General features: G+C 43.6%; 14 protein-coding genes. 4 read left to right on the forward strand and 10 right to left on the reverse strand.

From position 1 onward, the window contains the following. Positions 1-73: 73 nt before the first annotated feature. From ACT3QQ_RS01150 to ACT3QQ_RS01195, 10 genes are all read right to left on the reverse strand, one after another. Positions 74-1,567: an alpha/beta fold hydrolase gene (locus tag ACT3QQ_RS01150; protein WP_444526577.1), complete on the reverse strand. Its 1,494-nt coding sequence runs from the start codon at positions 1,565-1,567 to the stop codon at positions 74-76. A gap of 238 nt (positions 1,568-1,805) precedes the next feature. Continuing rightward, the gene (locus ACT3QQ_RS01155; RefSeq protein WP_444526578.1) at positions 1,806-4,022 is read right to left on the reverse strand and encodes a PhoX family protein; all 2,217 of its coding nucleotides are present in this window, start codon (positions 4,020-4,022) and stop codon (positions 1,806-1,808) included. Between the two features lie 296 nt (positions 4,023-4,318). Further along, positions 4,319-4,948, reverse strand: a complete 630-nt coding sequence (locus ACT3QQ_RS01160) for a fumarylacetoacetate hydrolase family protein (RefSeq protein ID WP_444526675.1) — start codon at positions 4,946-4,948, stop codon at positions 4,319-4,321. A 181-nt stretch (positions 4,949-5,129) separates the two neighbouring features. Further along, complete coding sequence (locus ACT3QQ_RS01165) at positions 5,130-5,855, reverse strand: ABC transporter permease (RefSeq protein WP_444526579.1); 726 nt, start codon at positions 5,853-5,855, stop codon at positions 5,130-5,132. 12 nt (positions 5,856-5,867) lie between these two features. Further along, positions 5,868-6,602, reverse strand: a complete 735-nt coding sequence (locus tag ACT3QQ_RS01170) for an ABC transporter permease (RefSeq protein WP_444526580.1) — start codon at positions 6,600-6,602, stop codon at positions 5,868-5,870. A gap of 436 nt (positions 6,603-7,038) precedes the next feature. Further along, the gene (locus ACT3QQ_RS01175) at positions 7,039-7,920 is read right to left on the reverse strand and encodes an ABC transporter substrate-binding protein (protein WP_444526676.1); all 882 of its coding nucleotides are present in this window, start codon (positions 7,918-7,920) and stop codon (positions 7,039-7,041) included. 126 nt (positions 7,921-8,046) lie between these two features. Beyond that, on the reverse strand, positions 8,047-8,922 hold the full coding sequence (locus ACT3QQ_RS01180; protein WP_444526581.1) for a transporter substrate-binding domain-containing protein: 876 nt from the start codon (positions 8,920-8,922) through the stop codon (positions 8,047-8,049). Positions 8,923-8,970: 48 nt separating this feature from the next. After that, on the reverse strand, positions 8,971-9,771 hold the full coding sequence (locus ACT3QQ_RS01185; protein WP_444522165.1) for a transporter substrate-binding domain-containing protein: 801 nt from the start codon (positions 9,769-9,771) through the stop codon (positions 8,971-8,973). A gap of 311 nt (positions 9,772-10,082) precedes the next feature. Further along, positions 10,083-10,880 carry an ABC transporter ATP-binding protein gene (locus ACT3QQ_RS01190; protein ID WP_444522166.1) on the reverse strand — a complete coding sequence of 266 codons (798 nt, stop codon included), beginning with the start codon at positions 10,878-10,880 and terminating at the stop codon, positions 10,083-10,085. 333 nt (positions 10,881-11,213) lie between these two features. Then, entirely contained in the window at positions 11,214-11,519 is a 306-nt protein-coding gene (locus tag ACT3QQ_RS01195) for a hypothetical protein (protein WP_444520985.1), read from the reverse strand. A 425-nt stretch (positions 11,520-11,944) separates the two neighbouring features. Between ACT3QQ_RS01195 and ACT3QQ_RS01200 the strand changes: the two genes are divergently transcribed. The 4 genes from ACT3QQ_RS01200 to ACT3QQ_RS01215 all read left to right on the forward strand — a co-directional run bounded on the left by ACT3QQ_RS01200 (position 11,945) and on the right by ACT3QQ_RS01215 (position 15,910). Continuing rightward, positions 11,945-13,246, forward strand: coding sequence for a glutamate-5-semialdehyde dehydrogenase (locus ACT3QQ_RS01200; protein ID WP_444526582.1), 1,302 nt, complete (start codon positions 11,945-11,947; stop codon positions 13,244-13,246). Positions 13,247-13,368: 122 nt separating this feature from the next. Beyond that, positions 13,369-14,121 carry a ribonuclease domain-containing protein gene (locus tag ACT3QQ_RS01205; RefSeq protein WP_444526583.1) on the forward strand — a complete coding sequence of 251 codons (753 nt, stop codon included), beginning with the start codon at positions 13,369-13,371 and terminating at the stop codon, positions 14,119-14,121. 1 nt (position 14,122) lies between these two features. Continuing rightward, complete coding sequence (locus ACT3QQ_RS01210) at positions 14,123-14,473, forward strand: barstar family protein (protein WP_444526584.1); 351 nt, start codon at positions 14,123-14,125, stop codon at positions 14,471-14,473. Positions 14,474-14,635: 162 nt separating this feature from the next. Continuing rightward, complete coding sequence (locus ACT3QQ_RS01215) at positions 14,636-15,910, forward strand: sodium/glutamate symporter (protein ID WP_444520989.1); 1,275 nt, start codon at positions 14,636-14,638, stop codon at positions 15,908-15,910. Positions 15,911-16,036: the final 126 nt, after the last annotated feature.

A 16,036-nucleotide genomic window follows, 5' to 3' on the forward strand; every position in this document is an offset into this window, starting at 1 on the left:
TATCATCATAAGCCATTATTTATAAAAACCCTCAAGTGTGATGCTTGAGGGTTTTTGTTTTATGATTAAGTTACTACACCACCAAATCCAAACTTCTAGGATAAGAATGGATGCGCGGACGCCCAGCGTAGTCACTTCGACCATTATCAAGTAGCCATTCAACAACCTGCTCGCGCACCCGCCTGCTATGAATCAAGTTCATATGATTCACCCCATAAAACACTGCTTTATGACCATCTGGCACAAACAAAGCATGCTCAGCGCCATCTTCGCCCAACGCTGAAGCTACTGATACCAAGCTATCTCCTAGTAGATCTGTCACCTTAGAGTCATAATGCGTTTCAAGCAAAGCACTGGCGACAAAGTAAGTTTTAATATCACTTGGCAGCTGTGCAGGATGACGGAAATCTTGTGGCAACACGCTACGACCCTCCAATGCCTTCCAGTCTGCATCACGAATACTACCATGACGTAGATCGATAATACCGGCACTTCGCATATCACCGAGCTTGGCCAGCGAGCCTGCAAACGGCAGCTTGGCAATGATATCTTGCACATAGTTGCCGATACGCTCAAGGACTGCCCCGTGATGCGGCGAACCTAACGTGATGAGATTGCCTACGCGTTTTATCCAGTCTAGGCGATCTTGCTCACCATAAAACAGTGCACTACGAGCAACCAAACCACCCATACTATGACCGACCAAGTCTATCTGAGTGATATTTGGGCTGTCATTGACCAGCGCTTGCAGTAATTGAGAGAACTTACGGCCGCTACGTGAGATACGGCGACCTGTGTTGTAATCCAAATACAGAACCGTGGTATCGGGCTGGCTGATGTGAATGGCCTCACCTAAATCATGATCCACTTGAGCTTGCCAACTTAAATGACTCATACATAGACCATGGCACAAAATAGCGATGCGTCCTGATAGTGCCTCGCTTTGTGGTTTGCCGTCTTGAGTATAGAGCATCATCGGAATGGCGAGCGCATTCTGGTTATTGACAAGATGGTCGCCCATGACACCATTGAGTACATTGACTAGCTTTTTTAGTGAGTCTGGTAATGGCTGCTCTGATTTTTGGATAATTAAGTTTTTGTATATGCGTAGTACAGATGCTAGATTGTTACCAACCATCTGCATGACATGACGTATCGTGCCATAGATACGTCCAGTAAATCCGCGTGACCATTTGTTTAAATGCTTGTCATTGAAGCGGCCTAGCGGACGCAAGATAACTTCACGGTGGATAGCCTCTACAATTTCTGTAATCTCAACCACACCCATGGTGGCAAGCTGCGCCAATCCTTCAAAAAAGTCAGTTAAAGACACAGGTGTTTTATTGATTTCATCGCTGTCATCCGAATCTGCTAGTAGCTTAACCAATTCATCCATATCGATGGCTTCGAGTTGATCGATTTGCTCATATAGGTGGCTGTGTAGCGGTACGCTAGCGTCTGGGATGAAATGCGCATCGAGCTCATGGTGGATACGAGTATAGCTGTTATCATTTTGAGCGTCGCTGTCACTAACACTGTCGTTATAAAACACACTTGTACTGCTCATAGTATTTACACATTCAGCGAGAGAAGTTATTTTCTATATTATCCTGTAACTACAGCGAATAGAAGTGAATGGTTCGACTTTAGCACTGGATGGCGACCAGCAGAGCCAGATTACTGATAGACGGTTTCTTTAACAATCAAATCAACGTAATAATAAAAAATCCCAAGCTTTAACTTGGGATTTTTATAGTTGTACTCATTTTGGTTATTGCTGTTGACCACCTATAACTTACGCCTATCTATGTCGTGCTATCAGCTGTATCAAATGATTCTGCCAGTATGACATCACCATCCTCACGAGTAATCATGACAGTCGCTGAGCGAGGAATACTACCACCAGCTACAGCACCCCATGTATTACCTGGATGCTGAATATTGATAAACAGCGTTTTAAAGTCTGGCGCCATGGTGATACCTGTCACTTCGCATCCTTCAGGACCGACAAAGAAACGTTTTATATTGTCATTGCTAGCAGATGTACCGACTCGGGTTGATTGTCCTGCTGATGTGGTCGTCATCGAGCCATCACTGACCTTGCCTGGTAAAGCCGCAAGCAACATACAGCTACTGGTATCGGTATAAGCACCGTCATCTGTCTGAATCCATAAGACACCGCGTGGGTCAAAGTATAGGCCGTCAGGTGAAGAAAAGTCGTTATTGTCATTTAGCTGGGAGAGGTTTTCTGCTGATAAATAACTTGGCGCACCAAACAAATAGATATCCCACTCAAAACTTGTTGCGGCATGGTCACCGTCCGATTCTGCCCAGCGAATGATATGGCCATTGTCATTACCAAGTGCCTTTTCGCTTGACTGATAGCTACGTGGATTGGAAGCTGAGATGGGCTGATCATCACGTACACCGCGATATTTATTATTGGTCAATGTCACATAGACATCGCCTGTCATAGGACTGACCGATACCCATTCAGGACGATCCATCTTAGTAGCGCCAGCAGCATCGGCAGCTGCACGGGCAAATACCAACACTTCATCTTGACCATTGAATGGTAATGCACTATTAAAAGCATCCAGTCCATTCTGACCATGAACGAGCGCTTTCCACTCACCGCTACCATCTTCGTTGAATACCGCCACGTATAGCGTGCCTTCATTCAGGTATTTATCACCTGCTTTTAGTCCGCCGCCGATATCCGAGTTTGACCACATCGCTTTGGAGACAAATTTATAAATGTACTCACCTCGGGCATCATCACCCATATAGAATACTACTGGCTTGCCTTGCTCGACAGGCGCATACGCGCAATTTTCATGGGCGAATCGGCCAAGTGCAGTGCGTTTCTGCGGTATAGAGTTTTGGTCAAACGGGTCAATCTCAGTAATATAACCAAAGGTATTGAAGCCATAGCGATAATCTTCAGCTGCACTGGCACCGACTGCGGTCATATCCCAGCGCGAGAACTCGTCTGCTATTTTGGCATCCTTTTCTTCTGGGGTATGCCATAGATACTCCCAACCTGGGAAGTCCTCTACCGCACCGTAGCGTTCGCGAGCATAGTTGTCATTAACGCTCAATTGATTGGCATCTTGTCCACGGGCAAACACACCCAAGAAGTTTTCTTCAGTAGTCAGATAAGTACCCCACGGTGACAGACCTGCGCCGCAGTTATTATTGATACCGCGAGTCTGATAGCCTGTCGGATCAAACTTGGTTTTAACTAGAGCAGAACCTGCCACAGGGCCAGCCAGTTGCGCTGTTGTACTACTGGTGATTCGGCGATTGTATTTAGAGTCAGGTACCATCTCATAACCCATACCATCTGCACGGCGAGTTAACTCAACCACCGACACACCATGACAGTTGACTTCGCGGCGGATGTCGCTTGCGAGACGACGGTTTTGAAAGATAGGCGCAGCATCATTATCTTGCGTGACGTAATAGCCAAATGGGCTAAGCTCACTGCTGTTAACGTATTCATGGTTCATGACGAGCAAGCTATTTTCTGACGCTTTGGCATCGTAAGCGTTACCATTTTTGCCAAAGAACCACATCCCATCATGGTTGTCACCCATACGCCATTCGAATGACTCTGCTGATTGCTCGCGATTGTCTTTCCAATCCTCGATACCAGAATTCAGCGGTGTACCAAGCGGTAATATCATCTCTGCCTTATAGCCTGCTGCTACGGTCATCGTCTCTGCAGTTGAATGCGCGACTGCCTCAAACTTCAAGGTATCAGGACGCTTCAGATCACCCTGCGCAGGAATGGCTGCATCATTGTCATTACTGACCATATTTCTATCATCATCTTCACTACATCCAGCTAAAGGTAATGCGCCAAAAAAGGCGGCAGCCGTCAACCCTGTGCCACCTTTTAAAATACTACGGCGGTTCAATCGACGATTGATAATCGTCTGAAAGTCAGTATTATTAGTAGGATTTGAGTCTTCAACCACTTCGTGGGCAAGCGTTCGCTCATTGTTCAATAATGTCATTATCAGTCACCTTGCTATTAGGCTAGATTGGCAGAGAGTTGATCGTGGCTTTATCATTACAACCACAAAAATACGAATTCCGCTTAAGTCTACTCAACCTTTATGACAGCACGCTGAACAATAGGTGACAAACTGATGACAATCGACTGTACTAATGATGATTGAGAAATAGATTAATTTAAAGATAGAATGATTTTTCAGTTGGCAAATTTAAGAAATAAATACAAAAGCTTAAAAACAAAAACCCCAAGCAATGGCTCGGGGTTTTAAATATACATCTGTTATCGCAAAAAAGCTTACTGTACTTGTGATACCCACTCATGATCACCCAATTTTAGCTGAAGCTTGTCACCTGCTTGCAACACACCAACACCGCTTGGCGTGCCAGTCATAATCACATCACCTGCTTGCAAGTTAAATGCATGGCTAATATTAACGAGCAATTCATAGACAGGAAACAGCATTAAGGCGCTATCGCCATCTTGCGTTAATTTATCATTGATAGACAGCTGATACTGTACATTCTGCAGATTACCAAACGCTTGTGGGTCAAGCCAATCAGCAAGTACGCAGGCTCCGTCAAAACACTTGGCACGCTCCCACGGATGACCTTTTTCCTTTAGTTTGCTTTGCAAATCACGTAAGGTTAAATCCAGTCCCAATGTCACGCCACCAATCGCTTGCTGAGCCTGCTCAATTGTCGCCATAGATAAGTCAGCTGATAGCTGAATACATAGCTCGGCTTCATAATGAGTCTCGCCAAGTAGCTCTGGACTTGGGCGAACCACATCACTATGGATAGAGACCACTGAAGACGCAGGTTTCATAAACAGTATCGGCGTAGTTGGTACTTCATTGCCCAACTCTGCAGCGTGTGCTGCATAGTTGCGACCAACACAAACAACTTTACCAATAGAAGCACGCAGGCTTTCATTATGATTGATAGCACCCTGCTCGGCAACAACACCAGCTGCAATGGTGTTAGCTAATGACTTATGTGGTGATTGGCTCATACTAGACTCTCCCTGTAAATGATGGCTATTTTATCAGTAGTCCATACTATATTGTCTACAGTAACTGTGACGATTTTTAGTTGCTAACTGCTAACTATGAAATCGTATTGGTCACGACATCTGGTGGTACATAACTGGCATGACGGTTCATACGCTTTTCGAAAAGTCTAAAGCTAAACAAGATAACCCATGACAGTAGTAGATAGACGATACCAGCGGCAAAGAATAGCTCCATCAAGGTATAAGTCCGCGCACTAATTGTACGAGCGACACCTGTGATATCCATCAATGCAATAGTCGAAGCTAGCGCACTACCTTTTAGCATAAAGATAACTTCGTTACTGTACGCTGGAATCACAATACCAAATGCGCGCGGTAGCGTAACACGTGTTAGCTTTTGCCATTTTGACATACCAAGAGCGTCAGCGGCTTCAAGCTCTCCAATAGGAATCGTCTGAATCGCACCGCGTATGATTTCTGCTAGATAAGCACTGGTATTAAGGGTAAAGGCGATGATGGCGCACCAATATGCTTGGCTAAGTACTGGTTCCCATAAAAACGACTCGCGTACAGCCTCGAACTGACCCAAACCGTAGTAAATCAGAAATATCTGTACCAGCAGCGGCGTGCCACGGAAAAAGAAGATATACAGAAACGGTAGTATCTGTACCACCCAACTCTTAGACAGTCGTAGCAATGCCAAGACCAAACCGAACAGCAATCCAATCACACCTGAAAATAATACCAGCTGTACGGTCAATACCGCACCACCTAATAAATCAGGGATATGGTCAAAAATGACCTGCCAATTCCAATCCATAGTATCTCTCCTCTATCCTATGGTCGATTGACTGTGAGTGGATTGACGACTTATCTTCTTGGCATAGCGTGCCGCAGGATTGGCGCGCCACTCAAGCCACATCATAAATCCAGTAATCAACATGGTCAGACCCAAATAAATAAGCGCTGCTGCCATATAAAAGGTAAATGGCTGCTGCGTTGACTGTGCCGCACGCGATGACTGATACATGATGTCCTTGAGACCCACGACCGATACTAATGCAGTATCTTTGAGCAATACCAAAAACAAATTACCCAAACCTGGTAAAGCAATCTGCCATACTTGCGGCAACGTGATGCGATAAAAAGTCTGCAAAGGACGCATACCAATCGCTTGGGCAGCCTCTCGCTGTCCTACTGGAATCTCCTGAATGGACATGCGAAAAATCTCAGTCGCATACGCACCAAAAGCAATAGACAGCGCCATGACACCACCCCAAAAAGCGCTAATTTCGACATAGTCGTTATAGCCGAACTTTTTGAGAATGCTCATCAATAAGATAGAGCCGCCATAATAAATAAAGAGCACCAATAACAGCTCAGGTATACCGCGCATCGTCGCAGTATAGACAGTCGCAAGTTTACGTAGCAACCAGATATTGGACATCTTGGCAGTTGCGCCGAGCAAGCCTAAGCCCAGACCAATTATCAGACTGGTCACAGCTAGCTGTATGGTGACGGTAGCGCCGCTTAATAAAAGCGCGCCAAATCCTTGTAAATCAAACACGATTATCCACTCAGTCTCTTTATATTAGCAATTTGCAAAATATGAGTTAAAAGAATCAGCATCAATAGCTGAACGCGGCGAAACACCGTATTTTATACCAAATCAATAGGGATGGTCGGCGTCAAAAAATGACGTCAGAAGAATACGATTAACGCTGCGATAATTGACACAGTAGAAATGAGCGCTGATTTTATCATATTCACTCGCTGTGATGTTAATACTGACGCGTAAAAGCTGAGCCTAAGCTGTACTTAAACAGACACTTACCTCTAGAAGCCTACAATAAACCAACTAAATTTGAGCAAAAATGATGAATGATGACGATTTATATTTGATGACGTAATCACCAATAAAAAAGGACATCACCATGATGGCGATATCCTTTTATTAATCGAAACAATATTTTTTGACTGTTATTTTTGACTGCTGTTAGTTATTAACTAGCCGCTTCTAACGTTGGTTGCTCACTAGTATTTGGCTCTACGTCTTCACCCACTGTGCCCGTTTCAGACACTGGTACCGCAAAGTACTTTTGATTGATTTTATCGTAAGTACCGTCTGCTTTTAGATTAGCAAGAGATTGATTAATCTTCGCTTGTAACGGATCACCTGGGCGTACCGCTATCGCAAAGTTATCATTGATATCAATCTCATCACCTTTTAGTGCATATTTGCTGCCAGCAGATGAGCTCAGCCATTCTATTGCAGGCAGCTTATCAGAAATCATCGCATCGACACGGTTTGAACCAAGATCTAAAAATGCATTGCTCAACGTATCATAAAGCTTCATATCGGCTTTTGGATACGTATCTTCTAGCCACTGTGATGAAATGGTCGAACGCTGTGCAGCAATAGAGTGAGAGTCGATATCGCTGTTGTTGCTAGGGTCAAAGCTGCTGTCTTTTTCTGCTAAAAAAACCAAGGCATTGCTAAAGTAAGGATCGGTAAAGCTGACCTGCTCTGCGCGCTCTGGTGTGACCGACATCGCCGCCACAATCGCATCATACTTACCCGCTTTTAGACCGGGGATAATACCGTCCCAGTCCTGCGCTACAACCTCGCAAGTTACCTGCATATCCGTACAGAGTGCATTTGCTATCTCAACATCAAAGCCACCAAGGGTCCCATCAGCATTGGTATAGTTAAAAGGTGCATATGCCCCCTCTGTACCGATGCGTAATACCTCATCTGTAGAGGCTGCCATTGCTTCGGTAGCCTCTGAATTGGTATCAGTCGCATTCTCTTGGTTATTGCTACAGCCAGCAACGGTAAAGGCTGTCGCTAGCGCAAGCAATGACATAGACAGACGTCTGGTCATATTCACATTGAATTTGTCAGTCGTGGTATAGATTGGGGCACACTGGTTGCTCATGATCATCCTTGGTTTTTACTTGAGTAAACAACACGTCTTTAAACAATAGCAGTCAAACTGCTAGATATCGTATTAGTTAGCTGGCGCTTCTTCTTCAACATCATCAGTGTCCACTGCTTTTTGAGCAGCAGCAGTGGAACTAGTACCAAAATAGCTACCAGTGATTTGATCATAGGTGCCGTTGTCTTTTAGCTCAGCCAATGCCGCATTAAATTTAGCAACTAACGGATCGCCTTTACGGAATGCAATACCCATTGCATCATCATCAGTACTGATCTCGTCACCTTTGATTTCGTATTCTTGACCTGCCTCAGTTTTTAACCAATCAACGCCCACTACTTTGTCAGACATAAGCGCGCGCACACGACCTGATGTCAGATCTAAATAGGCATTATCTTGAGTATCATAAAGCTTGATGTCAGCATCGTCATGCTCGTTTTGCAAATACTGTGATGAAACCGTTGAACGCTGTGATGCAATTGGTTGACCTGTTAGCTCATCAACACTAATATCATCACCTTTTTTACCGATTAAGATAATACCACTGTGAAAGTATGGGTCGCTAAAATCAACTACTTCTTTACGCTCAGGAGTGATCGACATACCAGCAATAGCTGCATCAAATTTTTGTGCATTTAGCCCTGGAATCAGTCCATCCCAATCTTGAGAAATAACTTCACATTCTGCATTCATCTCTTCGCACAAGGCATCAACCAGCTCAATCTCATAACCAATTAGATTACCCTCAGCATCGGTGTAACTAAAAGGCTTAAAGCTTGATTCTGTAGCGATTTTAAGATCCAAGGGCGCTTCAGTAGCGGTATTAGCTTCAGTATTTTCTGCTGGTGCTGAGCTATCGTTACAACCTGCCAACATTAGCATTGCTGCGCTAAGTGGTGCTAGCCATAATACTTTTTTACCCATTGATGATGTCATTGAAATTGTCATTTTTACTATCCTTTACTATATTGGTTTATGTTCTCTAGACACACAAATTTATTGACCAAAATTGGCTTGTTCTAGACGTGCTAGCTCACCGTTGCTACGGATTTCGCTAAGCGCGTTATCAAACTCTGCTTTAAGTGAGTCATCTTTGCGGACAGCAATGGCAATATTGTCATCGTTATCAATCTCATCACCGACGATACCAAAACCTTCTGAGTTATCTACTAACCATGATTTTGCAGATACTTTTTCAGCCAATACAGCATCGCTACGACCAGATTTTAGGTCTAAATAAGCGTTATCATAGTTATCGTATAATTGAACGGTATTGCCACCTTTACCTTCGTAGTTATCCTGTAGATAAGCTCCAGGCGTAGTAGAACGTTGACCACCAAGCGTTACGTTTTCGATCGCCATAGGATCAAAGTCACCATCAGTGTTGGTCAGCCATACCATCGTGTTGGCAAAGTACGGCTCGCTGAAGTCTACTTTTTCTTGACGCTCAGCGGTGATAGACATACCAGCAATTACCGCATCATATTTTTGTGCTAATAGACCTGGGATAATACCGTCCCAATCCTGTGCAACGATTTCACAATTGGCTTGCATTTGATCACACAAAGCATTGGCAACATCGATATCAAAACCTGCCAAGCTGCCATCAGCGTTGGTGTAGTTGAATGGAGGGTAAGCGCCCTCGGTGGCGATACGGATGGTTTTACCAGTGGTTTCTGCTGCAGGAGCGTCAGCATTGGTATCGGCGGTTTCATCGGCAGGTTGGCTACAAGCGCTCAACATCAATGCAGCAGTAACGGTCATCGACGACCACAATAGGCGAGAATTCGACATCATACGTTCCTTAAATTCTGATGGGTTTTAACATAAGTTTTTGACAGGATTTTCTGGCTTAGGGTTCTGATATTTTGTTCTCTGACGTCCCTGCCAGACAAGCAATATAGATAGCAGAAAGGCAGACAGCCACGAGATGTGACGGTCTATAAACCTTTTGATAATACCTGAGTAAAATATCAAAAACAAACGTTTTGCATACTCATAGTTATCATTGGGTAATAAATAGTCAACAATGGTTACGTTGAAGTAATTTTGTATTCGGCAGGAAAGATAGTGGCAAAGGTATTGCCACCATAATATTAGACAAAAAATTAGGTAGGACGGTGTGACGCCATAAAGTCTTTGACGCGCTCAGAGGTAGGGTTATCAAAGACTTGCTCAGGTGTACCAATCTCTTCAACTACCCCTTGATGCAAAAAGACGACTTTACTTGATACTTCACGGGCAAAGCGCATTTCGTGAGTGACGATAAGCATCGTACGCCCCTCTTCTGCTAGCTCGCGCATTACTGCAAGCACTTCGTTGACCAGTTCAGGGTCTAGCGCAGAGGTTGGCTCGTCAAATAATAAAACTTGTGGCTGCATAGCAAGCGCACGAGCAATCGCGACACGTTGACGCTGACCACCAGATAAATTTGCAGGATAAGCGTCTTTTTTGTCGAGTAGACCTACTTTGTCGAGTAGTTTTTCCGCATCACTGATGGCTTGGGCTTTCTTAATTTTTAGGACCTGCGTTGGCCCTTCGATGATGTTTTGTAGGATCGTCTTATGCGGCCACAGATTAAAGTTCTGAAACACAAATCCGACGCGAGCACGTAAGCTTTCTAATTGCTTCACTTCTGCCGCTTGTAGTTCACCTGATTTGGCAGGTTTTAGCATCAGCTCTTCGTTACCGATCAAGATACGACCATGATTGGGGTTTTCAAGAAGGTTAATACAACGCAGCAACGTCGACTTACCTGAGCCAGATGAGCCCAAAATAGAGATAACATCACCATCATAAGCAGTTAGGGATACTCCCTTTAATACTTCTAACGAGCCGTAGCTTTTATGGATGTCTTGTAAGTCTAGGGCGATAGGCCGAGTCGGGTTTTTTGCAGTATCAAGCATGGTTCAGCAGACTTCCAATAAATATGAGTGAAAACACGAATAAAATGAGCGCTATATAGCTATACCTATATAGTATATACATCTAGAGCATTATCGTAATATGCCTGATAAGGCAAAGAGAAAAATGTCATATTGTCTCTTATTACGCAGTAAAAAGGCAAATACTGTCTTTAACCAACGGGTTAATCAGCATACGAGAAACCATTAATACAAAAAAAGCCCAGACTGAGTTTATCGCTCTGGGCTTTATTTTATCACTTTAGAATAAGAGACGTTGTGTTATCTGATAACTGTCTTTTAAAGTATGCAGTTAATGTACCCTATACTATGCAACTAGTACGTCGACACGTGCTCTGAGTCTTCGGTGCCATCTAGCATATCTGTGTCTTCTTCTGTTGCAACTGCCACGTCGTCGTTATTAGTAACGTCAACACCTTCATCATCGGCACTAGCCACAGCCACATCATCAGATCCACTCGCTGACGCAGTTTCTTCTACAGAAGTTTGCGCATCCACTGCGGTATCTGTTTCAGTCTCCATTGGTGTTTCGTCTTGTTTACCGCACGCACTTAGGGCCAGTGCGCTCGTAACCAAACCTACTGTTATCCAACTCTTAATTGTTTTGTTTGTAGTAGCCATGTTCATTCTCCATCATTCATTATAATAAGATTAAGTACTAGCTATAAATAGCCTTGCTGTTTAGTACTTACTATACTGAGGATATGCTGTAGCTACCTTAGTATTTACAACACAATTCTGTTAAAAACACGTAAAGATATAGTGTAGTACTGATAACGCGCCTACTTTAAAGAATCTATTTAACATGAATAATATGTTTTCAATAGGTACGTATAAGATTGTTGCAACGCGGGTTCTATTCACAAAATCAACTTTACTATCGACCTCATCTGCTCTATGTTAAATAGCATAATGACCTATCGCCATCTAAGTAGGCATTCAAAATTTCTTTTTTTGCGACATTTTTCTCCTGTTTAGAGACTTTTACCTATATAAACTGAGCGCCTTTATTTAAGAAAACCTGTATTACATAAGGAAAATAATTTATGAGTCAAACAAATACTACAGATATTACGACCTATATGCAGTCTGTTGGTAAGCAAGCAAGAGCTGCTTCTCGCGCACTCGCTGCTGCCAACACTGGTGATAAGAACTCAGCACTCATGGCCATTCATGATGAGCTAGTCAATGCTAAACAAGACATTTTGGCTGCCAATAAAATCGATATGGATAATGGTCAAAAAAATAATCTTGATAGCGCACTCCTCGATCGCTTGGAATTAAACGAAGCACGATTCAACGGTATGCTTCAAGGTCTTAAAGACGTCGCTGGACTTCCTGATCCTATTGGTGAAGTCACTGACATGACCTATCGCCCATCTGGTATTCATTTAGGCAAAATGCGTGTACCACTGGGTGTGGTCGGTATGATTTATGAGTCACGTCCTAATGTAACGTTAGAAGCCGCATCGTTGGCGCTCAAATCAGGCAACGCGATTATCTTGCGCGGTGGTTCTGAAGCATTTGAATCTAATCAAGCGATTGCTAAATGCATTATCAAAGGACTTAGCCATACTGACCTATCGGAACATAGCGTACAGGTGCTACAGACGACCGATCGTGCGGCCGTTGGCGAGCTAATTACTATGACTGAATATGTCGATGTTATCGTGCCACGTGGTGGTAAAGGTCTGATTGCACGTATTAGTAACGATGCAAAAGTGCCTGTGATCAAGCATTTAGATGGTAACTGCCATACCTTTATCGATAGTGATGCAGATGCTGAGACTGCCATCAAAGTCAGTGTCAATGCCAAAACGCATCGCTACGGTACTTGTAATACGATGGAGACACTCCTGGTTGATGAAGCTGTCGCTAATGAGCTATTGCCTAAAATTGCAGAGGCTATCATCGATGCTGATGATGCCATGCAACTACGCCTCGATGACCAGTCACAAGCCATTCTAAATGAAAACGCCAAACTTGAAGGGCATCTATCAGTTGCCACTACGGAGGACTGGGATACTGAGTATTTAGCCCCTATCCTAGCGGTAAAAGTAGTCTCAGGTATTGATGAAGCAATTGAGCATATCAATACGCACGGTAGTCATCATACCGATGTTATCATTACAGACAACTATACCAAGTCTCAACGATTCATCCGTGAAGTGGATTCGGCCAGCGTGATGATTAACGCTTCTAGCCGTTTCGCTGATGGTTTTGAATACGGACTCGGCGCTGAGATTGGTATCTCAACGGATAAGATCCATGCTCGTGGTCCTGTCGGCCTCGAAGGCCTGACTTCACAAAAATGGATTGTTTATGGTCATGGCGAAACTCGTGCGTAATTACGCCAGTATCGTCTATCAATAAGAGTAATCAGAAACGTCAGCAATTATGCTGGCGTTTCTTCGTTTAAATCATACGTATTTGAGTTATAGACGTTTACACTATAGGGAGCATTACAAACATGCAAAGTGGCAAGATTAAGCACTGGAATGAAGATAAAGGCTATGGCTTTATCGATGTAGATAATCAAAATGAAGATGTATTCTTTCATATTAGCAAAGCACGATTAGCAAAGCCTATAACGGTTGGACAAGACGTCTACTTCAACAGTACCCGTAACGACAAAAATCAATTGAGAGCCACTGAGGTAACCTCATCTTCGCTGAACCTTGATCAGGACACTGCATCAAATGCTCCAAACTATAAATCTACTCACACTAGCAAAAATAGCCATCGCAGCACTCATAACTCAAACAGCAGCAGTCAAAATAGCAATCGAAACAAGAAAAGCCCGCTATCTACCTTATTTAGCCTCATCGCTATTATCGCAGTCGCGTTTTATTTCTTTGATGATATAAAGTCGACTGCTTTTTCGGATGACGCAGCGCCCACCGCTATATCTCAAACTTCATCAGGCAGCTCAAACCAAGTGCCAGCCTCTTCCGTCACGGGTGATGCACAAATAGATAAGACCATCATGTTGATCAAGCAAGGTGGACCCTTCCCTTATCCAAACAAAGACGGCACGACCTTTTATAATCGTGAAGGCCGATTGCCTACTCAGTCTCAAGGCTACTATCGTGAATATACCGTACCCACCCCTGGCGTATCGCATCGCGGTGCACGGCGTATCGTCACTGGTGGCTATCCACCTACCGTTTATTACCTAACTGTTGACCACTATGACAGCTTCAAAAAACTGGACGTAAAATAATATGAGCCAAGCCATACATTATATTAAGCAAGACCACATTAACCAAAACGGTACAGCACTTCATGCCAGCATTCCAACTGAGGCTGTTACCATACGCGTGGGTGACTCACTTGATAAAACCGCCTTACTATCCAGTCTGGCTACAGCCTGTGATTTCCCCAGTTATTTTTCATACAACTGGGACAGTGCATGGGACTGTTTGACTGATAGTGATGCTCGTCATTTGATATTAGATCTGACAGTTATAAAAAAAATAAACACTGAAGATTTTAATGTTTTCAAAACCATCATTGAAGAGGCCTATCAGACGTTTGGCAAGCCGCAGCTATGGATTATTGTGCCGCTTGAATAAAAACTGTCTGCATAGGTATTGTCTACATAGCTACTTTTCAGTGTACTGGCCGAGTGTTTGACACGCCCACATACTCAATCATGAATACAACAACCTGAATTCGAGATAAAGCCACATTTATCCCGAATTCAGGTTACTTCATTTTATAGAAAGGATTAACCTATGGAGATTACCTTAAACGGTTATTACACTCTGATATTGGCCACCTTGGTGCTATTGCTTGGACGCTTTTTGGTCAGAAGAGTCAAGTTTTTAGAAGACTTTAATATTCCAGAACCTGTTGCTGGTGGTTTGGTCGCGGCAATTGTTGTCTATGCTCTCAATATGGTTTGGGGATATAGCTTTAATTTCCATCAAGGTTTACAGACAGCTACCATGCTGATGTTCTTTGCTTCTATTGGGCTAAGTGCTGATTTTAGTCGATTGAAAGCAGGTGGTACGCCTTTATTAATTTTCACTATCGTCGTTTCCTTGTTCATTGTCTTACAGGACATCGTCGGTGTCGCTATGGCAAGCGCGTTAGGACTTGACCCGCTGCTCGGTTTGGTTACAGGCTCTATCGCTTTAACAGGTGGTCATGGTACGGCAGGCGCTTGGGGTATTACGTTAGAACAAGACTATGGTGTGGTCGGTGCAACGACACTTGGTATTGCGGTTGCTACTTATGGTTTGGTCGCGGGTGGTATCGTTGGTGGCCCTGTTGCCCGTCGCTTGATCAATCGACTTGGCCTAAAACCAACGCCAGCCAATCCTGATCCTAGTGATATCGAAAAAGTTGCTGGTGCGCAGTCGTTATATAGTACCAAGCATGATGAAGAGTCTGCTAATAGCAATAAAGATATCTTTGAAAGACCTGATAGCATGCGCTTTATTACTGCTTCTTCTACTATCGAGACTTTGGCGCTATTTGCAGCGGCATTGGCGTTTGCCGATGTGATGACCATGGTGGCTGAAGGTACATGGTTTGAGCTTCCTACGTTCGTATGGGCACTAGCAGGCGGTGTCATCATTCGCAATGTACTAACGATGGTTTTCAATTTTGATATGTTTGACCGTTCGATTGATGTATTTGGTAATGCATCTTTGAGTCTATTCTTGGCCATGGCATTATTGTCTTTAAAACTATGGCAGCTGACTGATTTGGCAGGCCCTGTGCTGATCATATTGGTTGTACAAACTATTATCATGATTATCTACGTCTATCTGATTACCTTTAAAATCATGGGTAAAGATTATGACGCAGCTGTATTATCAGCAGGTCATTGTGGTTTTGGTATGGGTGCGACACCGACAGCGATTGCTAATATGCAGGCAGTCACCGATCGCTATCTGCCTTCGCCTAAAGCGTTCCTAATCGTACCAATGGTAGGCGCGTTCTTTGTGGATATTGTTAATGCCACGATACTGCAGATATTTACCAAGTTGCCATTTATGTAATATGCAGGTTATATAACACCAGAAGCTATTTAGTTGAACTTAAAAACTCAAAACCTCAACTTATATGGTTGGGGTTTTATTTTGCGTGCAGTTTTACTCAATGCGAGCAACACGCAAACGCTACCT

The organism is Psychrobacter sp. AOP7-A1-24 (genome assembly GCF_052376235.1).
Lineage (GTDB): Bacteria > Pseudomonadota > Gammaproteobacteria > Pseudomonadales > Moraxellaceae > Psychrobacter.

Excerpts from the sequence above, each read along its gene's own strand:
- ACT3QQ_RS01150 (WP_444526577.1), bottom strand. The coding sequence starts at position 1,567 with ATGAGCAGTACAAGTGTGTTTTATAACGACAGTGTTAGTGACAGCGAC.
- ACT3QQ_RS01155 (WP_444526578.1), bottom strand. The coding sequence starts at position 4,022 with ATGACATTATTGAACAATGAGCGAACGCTTGCCCACGAAGTGGTTGAA.
- ACT3QQ_RS01165 (WP_444526579.1), bottom strand. The coding sequence starts at position 5,855 with ATGGATTGGAATTGGCAGGTCATTTTTGACCATATCCCTGATTTATTA.
- ACT3QQ_RS01175 (WP_444526676.1), bottom strand. The coding sequence starts at position 7,920 with ATGACCAGACGTCTGTCTATGTCATTGCTTGCGCTAGCGACAGCCTTT.
- ACT3QQ_RS01180 (WP_444526581.1), bottom strand. The coding sequence starts at position 8,922 with ATGACAATTTCAATGACATCATCAATGGGTAAAAAAGTATTATGGCTA.
- ACT3QQ_RS01185 (WP_444522165.1), bottom strand. The coding sequence starts at position 9,771 with ATGATGTCGAATTCTCGCCTATTGTGGTCGTCGATGACCGTTACTGCT.
- ACT3QQ_RS01190 (WP_444522166.1), bottom strand. The coding sequence starts at position 10,880 with ATGCTTGATACTGCAAAAAACCCGACTCGGCCTATCGCCCTAGACTTA.
- ACT3QQ_RS01195 (WP_444520985.1), bottom strand. The coding sequence starts at position 11,519 with ATGGCTACTACAAACAAAACAATTAAGAGTTGGATAACAGTAGGTTTG.
- ACT3QQ_RS01200 (WP_444526582.1), top strand. The coding sequence starts at position 11,945 with ATGAGTCAAACAAATACTACAGATATTACGACCTATATGCAGTCTGTT.
- ACT3QQ_RS01205 (WP_444526583.1), top strand. The coding sequence starts at position 13,369 with ATGCAAAGTGGCAAGATTAAGCACTGGAATGAAGATAAAGGCTATGGC.
- ACT3QQ_RS01210 (WP_444526584.1), top strand. The coding sequence starts at position 14,123 with ATGAGCCAAGCCATACATTATATTAAGCAAGACCACATTAACCAAAAC.
- ACT3QQ_RS01215 (WP_444520989.1), top strand. The coding sequence starts at position 14,636 with ATGGAGATTACCTTAAACGGTTATTACACTCTGATATTGGCCACCTTG.